Source organism: Gilliamella sp. Pas-s95, assembly GCF_009795795.1.
In the GTDB taxonomy this organism is placed as follows: Bacteria; Pseudomonadota; Gammaproteobacteria; order Enterobacterales; family Orbaceae; genus Gilliamella; species Gilliamella bombicola.
In genome coordinates this window covers 1-14,319 of sequence record NZ_WTFC01000015.1, presented here as the reverse complement: position 1 = coordinate 14,319, position 14,319 = coordinate 1, and the positions used below count along the sequence as shown (strand labels likewise).

The following is a 14,319-nucleotide window of genomic DNA, read 5'->3' as shown; positions in this document are numbered from 1 at the left end:
TTTTTATTATATTTATAAATAAATTATTTTCGGGATAAATTTATGCGAACCAGTAAATATCTTCTTTCAACGTTAAAAGAAACCCCCGCTGATGCAGAAGTCATTAGCCATCAATTAATGTTACGTGCCGGCATGATCCGTAAAGTGGCTGCGGGTTTATATACTTGGCTTCCCACTGGTTACCGAGTACTAAAAAAAGTAGAAAATATTGTTCGTGAAGAGATGAACAAAGCAGGGGCAATAGAAGTATTAATGCCGGTCGTACAGCCTGCTGATATTTGGCAAGAAAGTGGTCGTTGGGAACAATATGGCCCAGAACTATTACGCATTAAAGATCGTGGTGATCGTGATTTTGTATTAGGACCAACTCACGAAGAAGTCATTACTGACTTACTACGTAATGAAGTAAGTTCATACAAACAATTACCACTTAATGTCTATCAAATTCAAACTAAATTTCGTGATGAAGTACGCCCACGTTTTGGTGTGATGCGTTCGCGTGAATTTATTATGAAAGATGCATACTCTTTCCATACCACACAAGAATCATTGCAGGAAACTTATGATGATATGTACAAAGCCTATAGCGCTGTATTTACACGCGCAGGTTTAAACTTTAGAGCAGTGCGAGCTGACACAGGATCGATTGGTGGTAACTGGTCACATGAGTTCCAAGTATTGGCCGACAGTGGTGAAGACGACATCGTGTTTTCAACAGAATCGGACTATGCTGCTAATATCGAAATGGCACAAGCACAAGCGCCAACACAAAAACGCTCAGCGCCGACTAAAGCAATGGAACTGGTTGATACACCAAACGCCAAAACGATTGAAGAATTAGTTGAACAATTCAATTTACCAATTGAAAAAACCGTGAAAACCCTAATGGTGAAAGCCACAAAAGAAAGCGGTCACCAACTTGTTGCGCTATTAGTCCGTGGAGACCACACCTTAAACGAAATCAAAGCCGAAAAAATCGATATCGTAGCCTCACCACTAGAATTTGCAACCGAAGAAGAAATCCGTGCGATTGTGAATGCAGGGCCAGGCTCATTAGGACCAATTAACTTAAATATGCCAATCATCATCGACCGTGATGTTGCAGTCATGAGCGACTTTGGTGCGGGTGCAAATATTGACCACAAACACTACTTCAATATTAATTGGGAACGCGACGTTGCCCTGCCACGTATTGAAGATATCCGCAACGTGGTTGAAGGTGACATCAGCCCTGATGGCAAAGGCACATTACAAATCAAACGAGGGATTGAAGTTGGGCACATATTCCAACTTGGAACCAAATACTCTCAAGCTATGAAAGCAACAGTTCAAGGCGAAGATGGGCAAAATCACGTCATGATCATGGGTTGCTACGGTATTGGGGTTAGCCGAATTGTGGCAGCAGCAATTGAACAATGCCATGATGAACGTGGTATTGTTTGGCCTGAAGCCATTGCGCCATTTAGTGTCGTGATTATTCCAATGAATATGCACAAATCAGAAAAAGTCCAAGCCACGGCCGAAAAACTTTACGCTGATCTACAAGCTGCTGGCATTGAAGTTCTCTTTGACGACCGAAAAGAGCGCCCAGGAGTAATGTTTGCTGATGCGGAACTAATTGGTATTCCACACACAATTGTTATTGGTGAGCGTAACCTTGAAAACGGCGAGGTTGAATACAAACATCGCGCTGGTGGCGACAAACAAATGGTAAAAACAGATAACATTATCGACTTTATCAAACATCAAACTCAATTAGCTTAACGTTCAAATAACTTACTAAATAGCCTAAAAGCACAACTGCAATAAACCAATTACTGTTGTGCTTTTGCATTTTTTATCGTACTCCAAACCACCATCAACTAAGCAACCGCTAAAAAGCTAAATTCGATTACAAATTCAAAGTGATATTGTGTTTTTTTTCAGCTAAAATAAATCAAAATAAATCTTATCTCAATGGGTTGAAATAATGTTAAAAAAAGTCATGGCATTTACACTATCTGCCTCGTTATTATTACAAAGCACACCTATCGTTTATGCTGATAACATCAACCTACCAGACATGGGTACTGCCGCGGCCACAACCCTCAGCATTGGCCAAGAAATGGAAATGGGCGATTACTACGTACGAATGTTACGTGCCAGTGCACCAATTATTAACGATCCAGTTTTAAACCAATATATTAATGATTTAGGCAAAAAATTAGTCACTAAATCAGAATCAGTAAAAACCCCTTTTCAATTTTACATTATGAAAAGCGATGTACTTAACGCCTTTGCTTTCTTTGGTGGGAATGTCGTCATTCATTCACAATTGATATTAGATACTGACAACGAAAGCCAATTAGCTTCAGTCATGGCGCACGAAATTGGACACGTCACCCAACGCCACTTAGCCCGAGCAATGGAAAACCAAAACCGCAACAGCCCTTATGTATGGGGAGCAACATTAGGTTCTATCTTACTGACTTTAGCAAATCCCGAAGCTGGAATGGCGGCAATAACAAGTACTATGGCAGGTTCGGCGCAAAATATGATTAGCTTTACACAAAGTAACGAACAAGAAGCCGATCGAGTTGGTCTTAGAACACTATCAAAAGCAGGATTTGATCCTTATGCTTCATCGGAGTTTTTACAAAAACTAGCCGATCAAAGTCGTTTTAGTAGCAAACCACCCGAAATATTACTCACTCACCCACTCCCTAACAGCCGAATAACCGACATTCGCAACCGCACATTACAATACGACAAAAAGAACGTAACACCTTCATTAAACTATTATTTAGCAAAAGCACGATTAGCAATTTTAATCAATAACAAAAAAAATGCCGGTAAACTACTAATACAGGATTACAAAAAGCTAAACAATGAACAAAGTAACATTGCCGCTATTTATGGCAACGCATTAACTGACAACGTAAGTGGTAACAACCAAAAAGCTAAACAACAATTACAACCGTTACTAGACAGTGACCCTAATAATATTTGGTATATCGACTTAATGACAGATATTGATTTAGCGCTCAATAATAACAATGCAGCCATTGCTCGCCTACAAGCGGCGTTAAAAAAAGCACCCGATAGCTCGGCATTGCAATTAAATCTAGCAAATGCGTACATAAAAAACCAAAATTATCAACAAGCGGTGAGTTTATTGCATCGTTACACTTTCGACCATAATGACGATATCAATGGTTGGGATTTACTTGTTACTGCTTATGGAGGAATACGTTCAAGAGCGCAAGAAATGAGTGCACAAGCAGAAATCAGCGCATTAAGAGGAAATTTTAAACAAGCAATCACAATATTACAAAATGCGAAAAACCAAACCAAAGGTAATCAAACGATGGTTTCGAAAATTGATGCAAGAATCAACCAATTACAACAACTGCAAAAACGTTATGCAGCTTACGCACGATAACGGGGTTAAATTGTAACAATATCGCCTCGACCCATGATAAAAATACTCATCAGTCGAGGTATAAAAGGCCTTTATTCTTGGGTCAAATGATCTACGTTATTATAGAATTTCACCGTAAATTTGCCTGCTGACTGGCCATCATCTTGCTTATAGTTAACTACACTAATGCTCGTATTCAACATCCTTGGAAAATAATCCTCATCACGATGTAAACGCCAATCGCCACCATTTAAAACACAAAGCAATATACGCAATACCGTACCATGCGACACAACTAAAATGTTCCCAGAATCTTGAGGTGCATTTTGCACAATAGTATTTAGCCCTTGCTTCATACGAGCTAAAATATCGGGGTAACTTTCGCCTTGGCTAACAGAAGAATCAAAATTAGCCGGATCAGTTAAATAAACATTAAATTCAGGCACGTCTTGTTTTAAAGTAGGCACATGCTTACCTTCCCAAAGGCCAAAATCCATTTCACGCAGATCCGCAAGCTCAAAAGTAGGAATAGCCATATTATTTTCATTCACAATATAATTACGCGTATCCATTGCACGTTTTTGAGGACTTGAATAAGCTTGCATAAAAGGCACATCTTTTAAATGTTGCCCAGTTAATTTAGCACCTGAAATACCTTGTTCGGTTAACGGAGAATCTTTTGACCCTTGCATCTGATCTTTAACATTCCACTGCGTTTGACCATGTCTAATTAAATATAAATTTAAATCCTTCATTCGTACTAACTACCTTTTCTATTTAAAATTCTGTTTGCTGATATTTATCTTTTCTAAGATAGGTTAAACAGCCCTGTAAAGCATCATCCATAGGTGCATTTAATTGCATCTCTTGCCCAGTTTTAGGATGAATAAATTTGACGCTAGCGGCATGTAAAAACAACCGATTAAGCTTAGTACCAGCTAACAATACATCAAACTGCCTATCACCATAACGATCATCAAAAGCAATTGGATGATTAGCATATTGCGTATGGATACGGATTTGATGGGTACGTCCAGTCACAGGGCTGGCTTTAATCAAAGTGGCAAAATCAAAACGCTCTTCAACTTTAAACCGTGTTTCCGATGGCTTACCATCTTTATCGACTTTCACCACTCGCTCGCCGCTTTTCAATACGTTTTTAAGTAATGGAGCCTGAATCACCTTACATTCAGAAGACCAATTTCCCTTAACAAGCGCCAAATAATTTTTTTGCATTTGTTTAAGGCGCAACTGTTCATGTAACGCTTTTAATGTAGAGCGTTTTTTAGCGATCAACAACACACCCGATGTCTCGCGATCAATACGATGCACCAACTCCAAAAACTTGGCCTCGGGTCTTAGCGCGCGTAAACCTTCAATTACACCAAAACTTAAACCACTACCGCCATGAACGGCAATACCCGATGGTTTATTAATCGCTAATAAGACATCATCTTCATAGATAATGGACTTTTCTAAATCAGCGACTTTATTAAGCTTGGTTGAAATTTCTGGCGTGGCTTTTTCAGCTACGCGAATAGGAGGGATACGAATTTCATCGCCAATATTTAATTTATATTCAGGTTTAATTCGCTTTTTATTAACACGAACTTCGCCCTTTCTTAAAATACGATAAATCATACTTTTTGGCACACCCTTTAAATAGGTGATTAAAAAGTTATCAATTCGTTGTGTCGCATTTTCCTCTGAAATGGTAACAAATGAGACTTGTAACTTGGTTTGTGGAGCATTTGAGTCCATAAAAAATGATTAATCCGCCATCAATAAATAAAGTCGTTTACATTATTCAAAAATAAATTACACTATCGACATTAAAGAATCACGATAGATGATATCCAATATAATTAAAGTAAAATGATTATAACGGAATATGGAGGAATAAAATAGTATGTTGTCACTGCTTAATCAATACTCACAAAGCAGATTCGCTTGGTTCTTATTGTTCTTTTCCACGCTTATTTTTGAAATAACCGCACTTTATTTTCAACATGGTCTAGGGCTGGCACCTTGTACACTTTGTATTTACCAACGTTGTGCCATATTTGGCATCATGCTAGCTAGCATCATAGGACTGATTGCACCTAAAAGCATACTTGCACGATTAGTGGCCGTTTTAATTTGGCTTTTTAGCGCCTATAAAGGATTTGCTTTAGCAACATTTCATGCCCACCTACAATTCGAACCAAACTTAAGTGACACTTGCTCACTCAGTCCTCAGTTTCCAGCTTGGTTACAATTAGACTCATGGTTACCTAGTTTATTTAATGCTTACGGATCTTGCGCTGATAAGATATGGACATTTTTAACTATCGAAATGTCACAATGGATGATCATCATCTTTGCTTGCTACCTTATTGTCGGTTTAGCCATATTAGTATCACAGCTATTTTCAGCCCCTAAAAGCTCAATGTGGAGCAAGTAACGCTATTTATAAAGCTAGCACTTTTTGTTGATTTTGTTAGAATGTGTGACAATTTTATTTTACAAATTGTCACACACAAATGCTTTTGGAATATCACCCACCTATCGAACCTTGGCTGTCTATTTTATATCAAGATGATCACATTGTCGTTGTCAACAAGCAACCCGGTATCTTATCGGTTTCAGGGAATAAACCTCAATTTATTGATAGTATTATTCACCGTTTGCAACAAAAATATAGCTATGTCGAATCCGTACATCGACTAGACATGGCAACCAGTGGCATCATGGTTGCCGCCTTATCGAAACTTGCCGATCGTGAAATAAAAAAACAGTTTCGGGAACGCATTCCCAAAAAAAACTATATCGCCGTTGTTCATGGGCACCTTGAGCAAGACACTGGCCGTGTTGAATTACCCCTAATTTGCGACTGGCCCAACCGCCCAAGACAAATGGTCGATTTAGAAAATGGCAAACATGCACTGACTGAATATCAAGTTATTGCTCGCAATCCCGACAATACAACACGAGTAAAATTATTTCCTTTTACCGGACGCTCGCACCAATTGCGTGTTCATATGCAAGCCATTGGCCACCCAATTTTAGGCGATAAATTTTATGCGCATCCCGAAGCATTTTCTATGTCTAAAAGACTGCTATTACACGCTCAATTACTCACGATTAATCACCCAAAAACAGGCGAAAGTATGACGTTTAGCTCTGAACCAGATTTTTGAAATACAAAACCGGTTTATATCAATAGCTAAAACTCATTAAAATAAAGGAAATTAAAATGCAAAAAATTGTATTAGCAACAAACAACCAAGGTAAAGTGAATGAATTGCAAAAATTACTCGCCGATGCCGGTTTTGATATTATTGCACAAAGCCAATTTAACGTACCTGATGCCGATGAAACAGGATTAACATTTATTGAAAATGCCATATTAAAAGCAAGGCATACTGCCAAATTAACAGGACTGCCTGCCATTGCTGATGACTCAGGCTTAGCGGTCGATGCGCTGGGTGGACAACCGGGGATCTATTCAGCGCGTTATGCGGGTGAACATGGCAACGACAAAAGCAATAATCAAAAACTTCTTACAGCATTACAAAACGTCCCCAAAGAAGCCCGCACAGCCTACTTCTATTGCGCGCTTGTCTTTATGAGACACGAAGCCGATCCAACTCCCATCGTCTGTTTAGGCAAATGGAATGGCTTTATCTTAAATGAAGAACAAGGTGAAGGCGGGTTTGGCTACGATCCACTTTTTTACATCCCAGAATTAGGCTGCACCGCAGCACAACTCACCAAAGAACAAAAAAGCCAAATATCACATCGAGGCCAAGCACTTAAGCAACTTATTGCCAAAATTAAAACTGATTATTAATGATTAACAATATTATTTATATTCAAAATTGTATATCCAGAAACAAACAGTATATAATTAATGCATCAATGAGCGTGGAGTTAATATTGTGATTCTACTGATAGTAAGTGGTCGCTCCGGTTCGGGCAAATCAATAGCCCTACGAGCGCTGGAAGATATGGGATTTTATTGTGTTGATAATATCCCCGTTGCGTTATTACCACAATTAGCCAATTCATTAAAAGACAACAACACACCTGTGGCAATTAGCATTGACATACGGAACTTACCTGAAAATTTTGACTTCAATAACGACATTTTTCAACGCTTACCACAATCAGTAACGCCAGAAATCATCTTTTTCGACTGCAGTCGCAACACCCTAATTCGACGCTATAGCGAAACAAGGCGCATCCACCCATTAACTAATCAACACTACTCTCTTGAAGAAGCCATCGACCTTGAAGAAGCTTACCTAGAGCCATTAAAATCGCACGCAAGCCTCATCATCAACACCGACAACCTTTCAGTCCATGAACTATCCGATATTTTAAGATCACGTATTTTAGGTAAAAAAGAGCGCGAATTAACCATCATATTTGAATCATTCGGCTTTAAACATGGCTTACCGGTTGATGCTGACTTTGTCTTCGATGTCAGATTTTTACCCAACCCACATTGGGATATTAGTTTGCGCCCACTAACAGGGCTTGATGCACCTGTCAAAGAGTACTTACTAAAACATGACGAAGTATCCCACTTCATCTACCAAACAGCCAATTACTTAAATCAATGGCTACCATTGTTAGAAAAAAACAACCGCAGCTACTTAACCATTGCCATTGGTTGTACAGGTGGACAACATCGTTCGGTCTTTATTGTTGAACAATTAGCATCGTTTTTTAAAGCACAAAACAAACAAGTACAAATACGTCACCGAACGTTAGAAAAACGCTAAAAAAACAGAGCTACTCATCAACCAGCTTAAGGTTTACGATTTCCTCAAGTCGGCGTTCGCATTTTTTAATAATTTCTTTCAACGTTATTTTAGGTTTATGGTTTACAGAATCTGACACCGATGTAATTAGCTGACTGAGTTTAACCAACTCAATATCTGCAGGTAAATTAGCTAACTTAGTTCTTAACACATTAACCGTCTGCGGATGTGGATGACCAATAGCAATCGCAACACCATTTTTACGAGCCAATTTCACGGCCAAATCAAATTGCTGACTAATTGCGCTTTCGGTTTGCTTATCATCTAAAAAAACATCACGCGTTAACACAGGTATATTATAGTCCAGAGCAGCTTTTTTAACTTGGGTTTTACCGATAGTTTTACTATCCAAAAAAAACATTGAATAACGACTCAGCGCTTTCATCACATTTATCATACCGCTTAGATTAGAAGTCATCAAACTACCCATATGGTTATTAACCCCAACGGCATAAGGCACCCGTTCAACAGCATTATCGACAATGACTTTAACTTCGCTTTCATTCATCGAAGGAAACAAAGTATCCTTTTCTAACGGTTGTTTATTCATTGGCGCCATAGGCAAATGGATAATCACATCATTACCATGCTCATGAGCCATCGTAGCAATACGTTTAGCATTAGGCGAGTGTGGCAAAACAGCAATGGTAATAAAAGGCGAAAACCCAATAATCTGCTCCTCATTATGTTGACGATAGCCAAAATCATCAATAACCAGCACCAACTGCCCCGCGTATAAAACGGGCGAATTTAGCACCAACAAACTAATAACCAGCAGACCAATAAAACAGCGCATTACTTTAACCACCCACTTGGATCAAGTGCCTTACCATCACGGCGAATTTCAAAATATAAAGCAGGCGTATTTTGCCCCCCACTCGAACCAATCAACGCAATGGCTTGCCCGTTTTGAATCTTATCGCCCACCTCAACTAAAATACGTTGATTATAGCCATACAAACTCATATCGCCCTTACCATGCTCAAGCGCCACAACAAAACCATAACCTTGCAACCAACTCGCCAATATCACCCGTCCATCGGCAATAGCTCGCACCTGAGCACCATCTTTAGCATTAATGACCATCCCCTTCCAATGTAACTCACCTTGAAGCGATTCGCCAAAACGGTGAGCAACACTACCGCTAACAGGCCAATTAAACTGATGTTTCGGCTTACCAATACCACTCACCCGCGCCATCAATGCCCGCTCATCAGGGTTAAGGGTATAGCTTGTATTTTTTTGCTTTTCTTCAATATGTTTTGCCTGCCTTGCCTCTTCTTCTGCTATGCGTCGGCTTTCCTTTTCTGCTTGGGCAATTTTGGCTTGTAATTTGGCTTCATTGTTACGCAAACTGGCTAATTTTTGTTGATTTTCTTGCATTGACAATTCAAGCGAAGATATTGTCTTTTGCCGATTTTGACGGTTCTTTTCAAGCCCAGCTTGCTGTTCTTTTTGCTTGCTTTGCAAGGCTTTATGGGTTTCCTGCTTTTTTTGCAGTTCTTGCTTTTTATTGGCTAATTGGGCTTGCGTATCTTCAAGCTCCGCAATCAGTTGTTGTCGTGCATTATTAATATAACTGAAATAAGTAATAATGCGATCATTGCGCTCACTCTTCTCGCCCGAAAAAACAAGTTCAAACCCCGTCGCATTACCCAGTTTAAATGCACTTTCTAACTGTTTTGCCAGCACAGCTCGTTGCTGTTTTTGTTTTACTGTTAGTAAATCAATTTGTTTAACTAAGTTATTGATGTCTTGATCAAGTTTTCTAAGTGATAAATCGTTTTTTTCAATCGAAGTTAACAATTTCGCGATTTCGGTTTCTTGCTCTTTAAGATCATTAACCAGCTCGGTACGTTCTTTTTTTTGTTGTGCTAGGCGTTTTTCTTGTTCTTCGATCGAATGACGTAGGGATTGGAGTAGCTGATTGTCATCAGCGTATGAAAAGTTAACTTTCATTAACCCCACAAGAACAATAATTGCAATTTTTTGATAAATGGACATGGTGTTGTATTTGTGATTGATAGCCGAGCAATAATGATGATGTCACTATACCGATAATTAGGGCAAGATGCAAAATGAAAACCAATTGTAATGTGGGGGGGAGATTGTTTTTTTTAGAAAAAACACTCAAAAAAACTTTAATAAAATCAATACCTTTTCTGACTGATTTTTGGGCAGAAAATCAGGCCTTTTTTGGGTTGGTGAATAGAATAAATTGGGTGCGCAGGTTTCGGACGTTTTGACCTTGGGTGGACAAAATAGCTATCGTGACCACGTCCGATTTAGGGGATTTTTTTGCGAAATCCCCTAAAAACCCCGCGCACGGCTGCAGAATGTGCCGACAACAGAGCGAGGTTAGCACGCCAAACAGGGATGTTTGGCGAGGCTATGCTTCGCCGGGAGCGAATCATAGCCGGTGCGTTAAGACCGAGCGGCGGCGGAGGGCAGCCGTAGGCCACATTCTGCAGCCAAAGCGTGGGTTGTCAGGGAATTCGCTTTAATTCCCTGACTCGGACGTGGTCACGATAGCTATTTTATTCACTAAAGATCAAAACGTCCGAAACCTTGCCGAACTATAAATAGACCACAAATTTAAACCACTCCAGCGTAATCACCAGAATTGCCAACCACGCTTTCAGCGTCGGCGGCGGGGGCGGCGCGATTGTGGCTTCGCCGCAACAGCGCAACCCTAAGGGAAATGCCCCAACTTACGCGGGGGCGTTATTCTTTGTTAGATTGTCCTCTCAGGCACCATAATCTCCCCCGCGGCCCAAGGATTAAGGACTAAACGCTAAAAACTAAGGTGCGGTGCAAACAGCATAGTTGATGTAGGAAACACGGCGGCTGTTAACGCCGCCGTTGTCCGAGTAGACAGCGAAGCCATTGCTACCTGTTGCGTCACTCGTCCAGTAGTTGATGACGGCGAAGCCCGCATTACCGTAGTAGTACATGTAGCCCCACTCCGTGAAAAAACCTGCACCTATGTGACGCATATAACTATTATCAGATGAATGAGGCAAGGCGCCAGAAATAGGATTACCACCAGTTCTGACTGCATTGGTTAAATCACTTACCCTAGCAAGACGATAACCCAAACCACGACACCAAGATTTTTGATTAGACTGAGTATCCTCTTCTCCACCCCGATTGACGAACCACTGCTTTAAGACAAACCCATACCTCACCTCATTACCACTTCTTCTATCCCTACCGACCAACTCAAATCTCTGTGGCAAAGATGGGACGGTTAAAGGACTAGGATTATTTGAGCGTATTTGAGTATCATCAGCCCTAGGACCGCTTAACCTAACATGTGCGACAACTTTTCCCCTATCAACACTAGGAATCCATGGCTCATTAGCTGTTACACTTGTCACCGTAGCCGTTATTCCACCACGAGTAACTGGAGACCATGTCAACTGACTTGCATCGACACCACCTATGAGCAAATCAAAATACAACCCATCTGAACCTGTAGTTGGAAAATTTCGGTCGTAAGATGATGAATTTGTAGACTGAACTAAAAAACCCTTTGTAGGAGACCATATGCTAGCTGGGCCTGCGGTATTGCCTGTGCCACGTTCAAGATTCGGCCTTGCGTGACACACAACAGGACTACTGTCATACGGATTGATATAATAGTCCACCGTAGCTCCACTAAAACTAGTTCTACTAGGAACACCGTACTGGGTCTGTAAATATCCCCCTGAACTACTTAATCTTACCCTATAAGGAGCCTTACATATATCCAATGCACCGTTACTACTAACTGTATTGCCATCCTTATCCGTAAACGATACCGATATATTCCCCGATGCGGTAACTCCATTACCACCCTGTCCATCACCATCATCATCACGCCAATAATTATATCGAGTGACTAAATCACTTAAACTCACTGAATTAGTTGATGATGGGACTATCATTTCTATATGACTTAAATTACTCCCAACGTACGGCAAACTGATTGGATTTGTTGCACTTGATGTATTACTAGATGGCGTGATTACCCGACCATCCTGCAACCGAATAGACAACAATTTATCCGTTGATGTGGCTTTTGTTCGACCATTGTCGAATGTTAAATATGGCGCACTACCCACGATATATTTTGATGTATAAGCCGTTAATGCCGCAGAACTCTGTGAATACGACAACAACAATACCACGAAGAACAACGCCGATTTAGAGAATCTAAATAATCTAAGTAAACCTGATAAGCTTGGTAAACCTGAAAATTTAGATAGAAGAGGTAAACGCCTCGACCCCGGCGATAACCCTGCCGATAACGTCTCCGATTTCGCTACGCGAAATGACCTCGGTGATGAAAATAAGAATTGAGCTCGGTTTTGAATACCGTGAAAATTAAAAAGTTTTAGGGCGTAGGTTTGGCAGGCCAGATGCCAGATGCCAGATGCCATAAATGGTAACGCATTTCGATCATCCTGTCAAGTAAATTTTTGTTTTATTTCGATTTTTTATAACTGACTGCTCTAATAATGAGCACTCCCTTGCTTTGTAAGCGATTAAATTATAACCGCTTGACCAATAATGCGCTACCTTTTTTGTTAAAAATTTGTAAAGTTTTGTTAAAGGATGAGTCAACCTACGTTTGTATGCTTTGAGGAATAGTTTTGGGTGGTGGTTTTTGGTTAAAAACTAACAAATAAAAACTTCAATAAAATCAATACCTTTTCTGACTGATTTTAGCGAAAAATCAGTCCTTTTTTGTTTTGGTGAATAGGATGGATTCGGTGTGGTGGTTTCGGACGTTTTGACCGTTGGTGAACAAAATAGCTATTGTGACCACGTCCGAGCTAAGGGAATTAGAGCGAATTCCCTTAGCTGTAGTAGCACAAAATAAATTCTCCAATTGCTTTTTCTTAACCAACTCTTTTGCTCTACTCCACGTTTGCCATGGTATCTTCCCATAATATTCCACAATGGCTGATTTTAGTTTGGTAATGAGGTGAAATCAGGGAAAAGAGCCGATTAACATTTTCATTATTTTTAATATTTATGATGTCGAAATTATTGCTACTTTCCAGAGCATTAATTTTAGTGAAAGTAAGTAAAGCATCTATGTGTTTTAACCCATCATATATATGGTCTAAGTGTATATTTGACTCTCTACCATCACGGCCTGTTTTAACCAAGAATCCGCGTGACGGAGATAGTTGACATTTACTCCCGTAATTATCTATATGTATTTCATACTCATCACTCATCATAAATATTGCTGCGTCAAGTAACGTTACTCCTGGTATTGGTGTAGAAGGAAAAAAATCACCCAAATCAACTGCTATGATATTTACATCATTCTTATTTACAATACCTTTTTTGAACCAACGTTCGTATTGCTTTATTTTGTCCAGTATCTTTGAGGTTAGTTGTGTTTTGGGCTTATCTGTAACTGCATGTTCTTTTGCATTGATACTTTTATATTGGAATCTTTCATCTTCTTGGGTCATTAACGTCACTTCAAAATTAAAGCGAACTCTATTCATTTTCATTACAACATCGGGGTGATTTTCTCCTGTTTGCTCCATCAGTCGGGCTTCTTTACCTATACATTTTTGCAGAGCAGCAGCCAAAAATAACTCGGAATAAAATGATTGCCGCTTATTAATATCATTCTTAAAATCAATTGCTTGAGTAAATGAGTCCTGACGCTTACCAAGATATTTTTTTACCTGTTGATATTTCAGTTCATAATCTAAACTCACATCCATCTCCTAATTCGAAGCTTTACAGGATCTAAAACCGCAAGCGTACGAGAACGTACGCTAAGTATGTTTTTTATACGGGACATCAGTTAGTAAGCCAATTATCCCATTTTAGATTTTTAATTAAAATAGCTTTTGCTAAATTTCTCACATCAGAAATAATTAGCTCTCTGGCACTTACTTCTAATTTACGATTAAGAGTACCTACTGGGCCGTGGGTTGAAAGCCATTATCGATAATGACACTCATTACAGCATAATAAAAAATATTGATTTTATTAAAGTTTTTATTTTATTGTTCCTGGATTCAAATATGAAGTGCAATTTTAAACACGGTGGAGTGAAGAAAGTAGAAAGGTGATTTATACTAGCACCTTCGCACC

General features: G+C 39.5%; 12 protein-coding genes. 6 read left to right on the top strand and 6 right to left on the bottom strand.

From position 1 onward, the window contains the following. Positions 1 to 42 precede the first annotated feature (42 nt). On the top strand, positions 43 to 1,764 hold the full coding sequence (proS, locus tag GQ598_RS05535) for a proline--tRNA ligase (RefSeq protein WP_160402759.1): 1,722 nt from the start codon (positions 43 to 45) through the stop codon (positions 1,762 to 1,764). Positions 1,765 to 1,969: 205 nt separating this feature from the next. After that, entirely contained in the window at positions 1,970 to 3,421 is a 1,452-nt protein-coding gene (locus tag GQ598_RS05530; RefSeq protein WP_091350312.1) for a M48 family metalloprotease, read from the top strand. Between the two features lie 71 nt (positions 3,422 to 3,492). Here the strand turns inward: GQ598_RS05530 and GQ598_RS05525 are convergent, their stop codons facing one another. Together GQ598_RS05525 and rluC are read right to left on the bottom strand one after the other, a co-directional pair. After that, complete coding sequence (locus GQ598_RS05525) at positions 3,493 to 4,155, bottom strand: histidine phosphatase family protein (RefSeq protein WP_160402757.1); 663 nt, start codon at positions 4,153 to 4,155, stop codon at positions 3,493 to 3,495. A gap of 22 nt (positions 4,156 to 4,177) precedes the next feature. Further along, on the bottom strand, positions 4,178 to 5,161 hold the full coding sequence (gene rluC / locus GQ598_RS05520) for a 23S rRNA pseudouridine(955/2504/2580) synthase RluC (RefSeq protein WP_160402755.1): 984 nt from the start codon (positions 5,159 to 5,161) through the stop codon (positions 4,178 to 4,180). Between the two features lie 148 nt (positions 5,162 to 5,309). Between rluC and dsbB the strand changes: the two genes are divergently transcribed. From dsbB to rapZ, 4 genes are all read left to right on the top strand, one after another. Continuing rightward, positions 5,310 to 5,843 carry a disulfide bond formation protein DsbB gene (gene dsbB, locus GQ598_RS05515; RefSeq protein WP_160402753.1) on the top strand — a complete coding sequence of 178 codons (534 nt, stop codon included), beginning with the start codon at positions 5,310 to 5,312 and terminating at the stop codon, positions 5,841 to 5,843. Positions 5,844 to 5,922: 79 nt separating this feature from the next. Beyond that, the gene (rluA, locus tag GQ598_RS05510; RefSeq protein WP_160402751.1) at positions 5,923 to 6,579 is read left to right on the top strand and encodes a bifunctional tRNA pseudouridine(32) synthase/23S rRNA pseudouridine(746) synthase RluA; all 657 of its coding nucleotides are present in this window, start codon (positions 5,923 to 5,925) and stop codon (positions 6,577 to 6,579) included. Positions 6,580 to 6,635: 56 nt separating this feature from the next. Beyond that, positions 6,636 to 7,232: an XTP/dITP diphosphatase gene (locus GQ598_RS05505; RefSeq protein ID WP_160402750.1), complete on the top strand. Its 597-nt coding sequence runs from the start codon at positions 6,636 to 6,638 to the stop codon at positions 7,230 to 7,232. An 88-nt stretch (positions 7,233 to 7,320) separates the two neighbouring features. Continuing rightward, complete coding sequence (rapZ, locus tag GQ598_RS05500) at positions 7,321 to 8,169, top strand: RNase adapter RapZ (protein ID WP_091350295.1); 849 nt, start codon at positions 7,321 to 7,323, stop codon at positions 8,167 to 8,169. 10 nt (positions 8,170 to 8,179) lie between these two features. Here the strand turns inward: rapZ and GQ598_RS05495 are convergent, their stop codons facing one another. The 4 genes from GQ598_RS05495 to GQ598_RS05480 all read right to left on the bottom strand — a co-directional run bounded on the left by GQ598_RS05495 (position 8,180) and on the right by GQ598_RS05480 (position 13,943). Beyond that, a complete protein-coding gene (locus tag GQ598_RS05495; RefSeq protein WP_160402748.1) occupies positions 8,180 to 9,004 on the bottom strand; it encodes a divergent polysaccharide deacetylase family protein in 825 nt (274 codons plus the stop codon). After that, the gene (envC, locus tag GQ598_RS05490) at positions 9,004 to 10,212 is read right to left on the bottom strand and encodes a murein hydrolase activator EnvC (RefSeq protein ID WP_160402746.1); all 1,209 of its coding nucleotides are present in this window, start codon (positions 10,210 to 10,212) and stop codon (positions 9,004 to 9,006) included. The genes GQ598_RS05495 and envC overlap by 1 nt, the downstream gene beginning before the upstream one ends. Positions 10,213 to 11,009: 797 nt before the next feature. Next, a complete protein-coding gene (locus GQ598_RS05485) occupies positions 11,010 to 12,632 on the bottom strand; it encodes a hypothetical protein (protein ID WP_160402744.1) in 1,623 nt (540 codons plus the stop codon). A gap of 480 nt (positions 12,633 to 13,112) precedes the next feature. Further along, the gene (locus GQ598_RS05480) at positions 13,113 to 13,943 is read right to left on the bottom strand and encodes a hypothetical protein (protein WP_160402742.1); all 831 of its coding nucleotides are present in this window, start codon (positions 13,941 to 13,943) and stop codon (positions 13,113 to 13,115) included. Positions 13,944 to 14,319 lie beyond the last annotated feature (376 nt).

Bases quoted from the DNA above. Each gene is read 5' to 3' on its own strand.
- GQ598_RS05485 (WP_160402744.1), bottom strand. From the start codon at position 12,632: ATGGCATCTGGCATCTGGCATCTGGCCTGCCAAACCTACGCCCTAAAA.
- rluC (WP_160402755.1), bottom strand. From the start codon at position 5,161: ATGGACTCAAATGCTCCACAAACCAAGTTACAAGTCTCATTTGTTACC.
- GQ598_RS05530 (WP_091350312.1), top strand. From the start codon at position 1,970: ATGTTAAAAAAAGTCATGGCATTTACACTATCTGCCTCGTTATTATTA.
- envC (WP_160402746.1), bottom strand. From the start codon at position 10,212: ATGTCCATTTATCAAAAAATTGCAATTATTGTTCTTGTGGGGTTAATG.
- GQ598_RS05525 (WP_160402757.1), bottom strand. From the start codon at position 4,155: ATGAAGGATTTAAATTTATATTTAATTAGACATGGTCAAACGCAGTGG.
- GQ598_RS05495 (WP_160402748.1), bottom strand. From the start codon at position 9,004: ATGCGCTGTTTTATTGGTCTGCTGGTTATTAGTTTGTTGGTGCTAAAT.
- GQ598_RS05505 (WP_160402750.1), top strand. From the start codon at position 6,636: ATGCAAAAAATTGTATTAGCAACAAACAACCAAGGTAAAGTGAATGAA.
- proS (WP_160402759.1), top strand. From the start codon at position 43: ATGCGAACCAGTAAATATCTTCTTTCAACGTTAAAAGAAACCCCCGCT.
- dsbB (WP_160402753.1), top strand. From the start codon at position 5,310: ATGTTGTCACTGCTTAATCAATACTCACAAAGCAGATTCGCTTGGTTC.
- GQ598_RS05480 (WP_160402742.1), bottom strand. From the start codon at position 13,943: ATGGATGTGAGTTTAGATTATGAACTGAAATATCAACAGGTAAAAAAA.
- rluA (WP_160402751.1), top strand. From the start codon at position 5,923: ATGCTTTTGGAATATCACCCACCTATCGAACCTTGGCTGTCTATTTTA.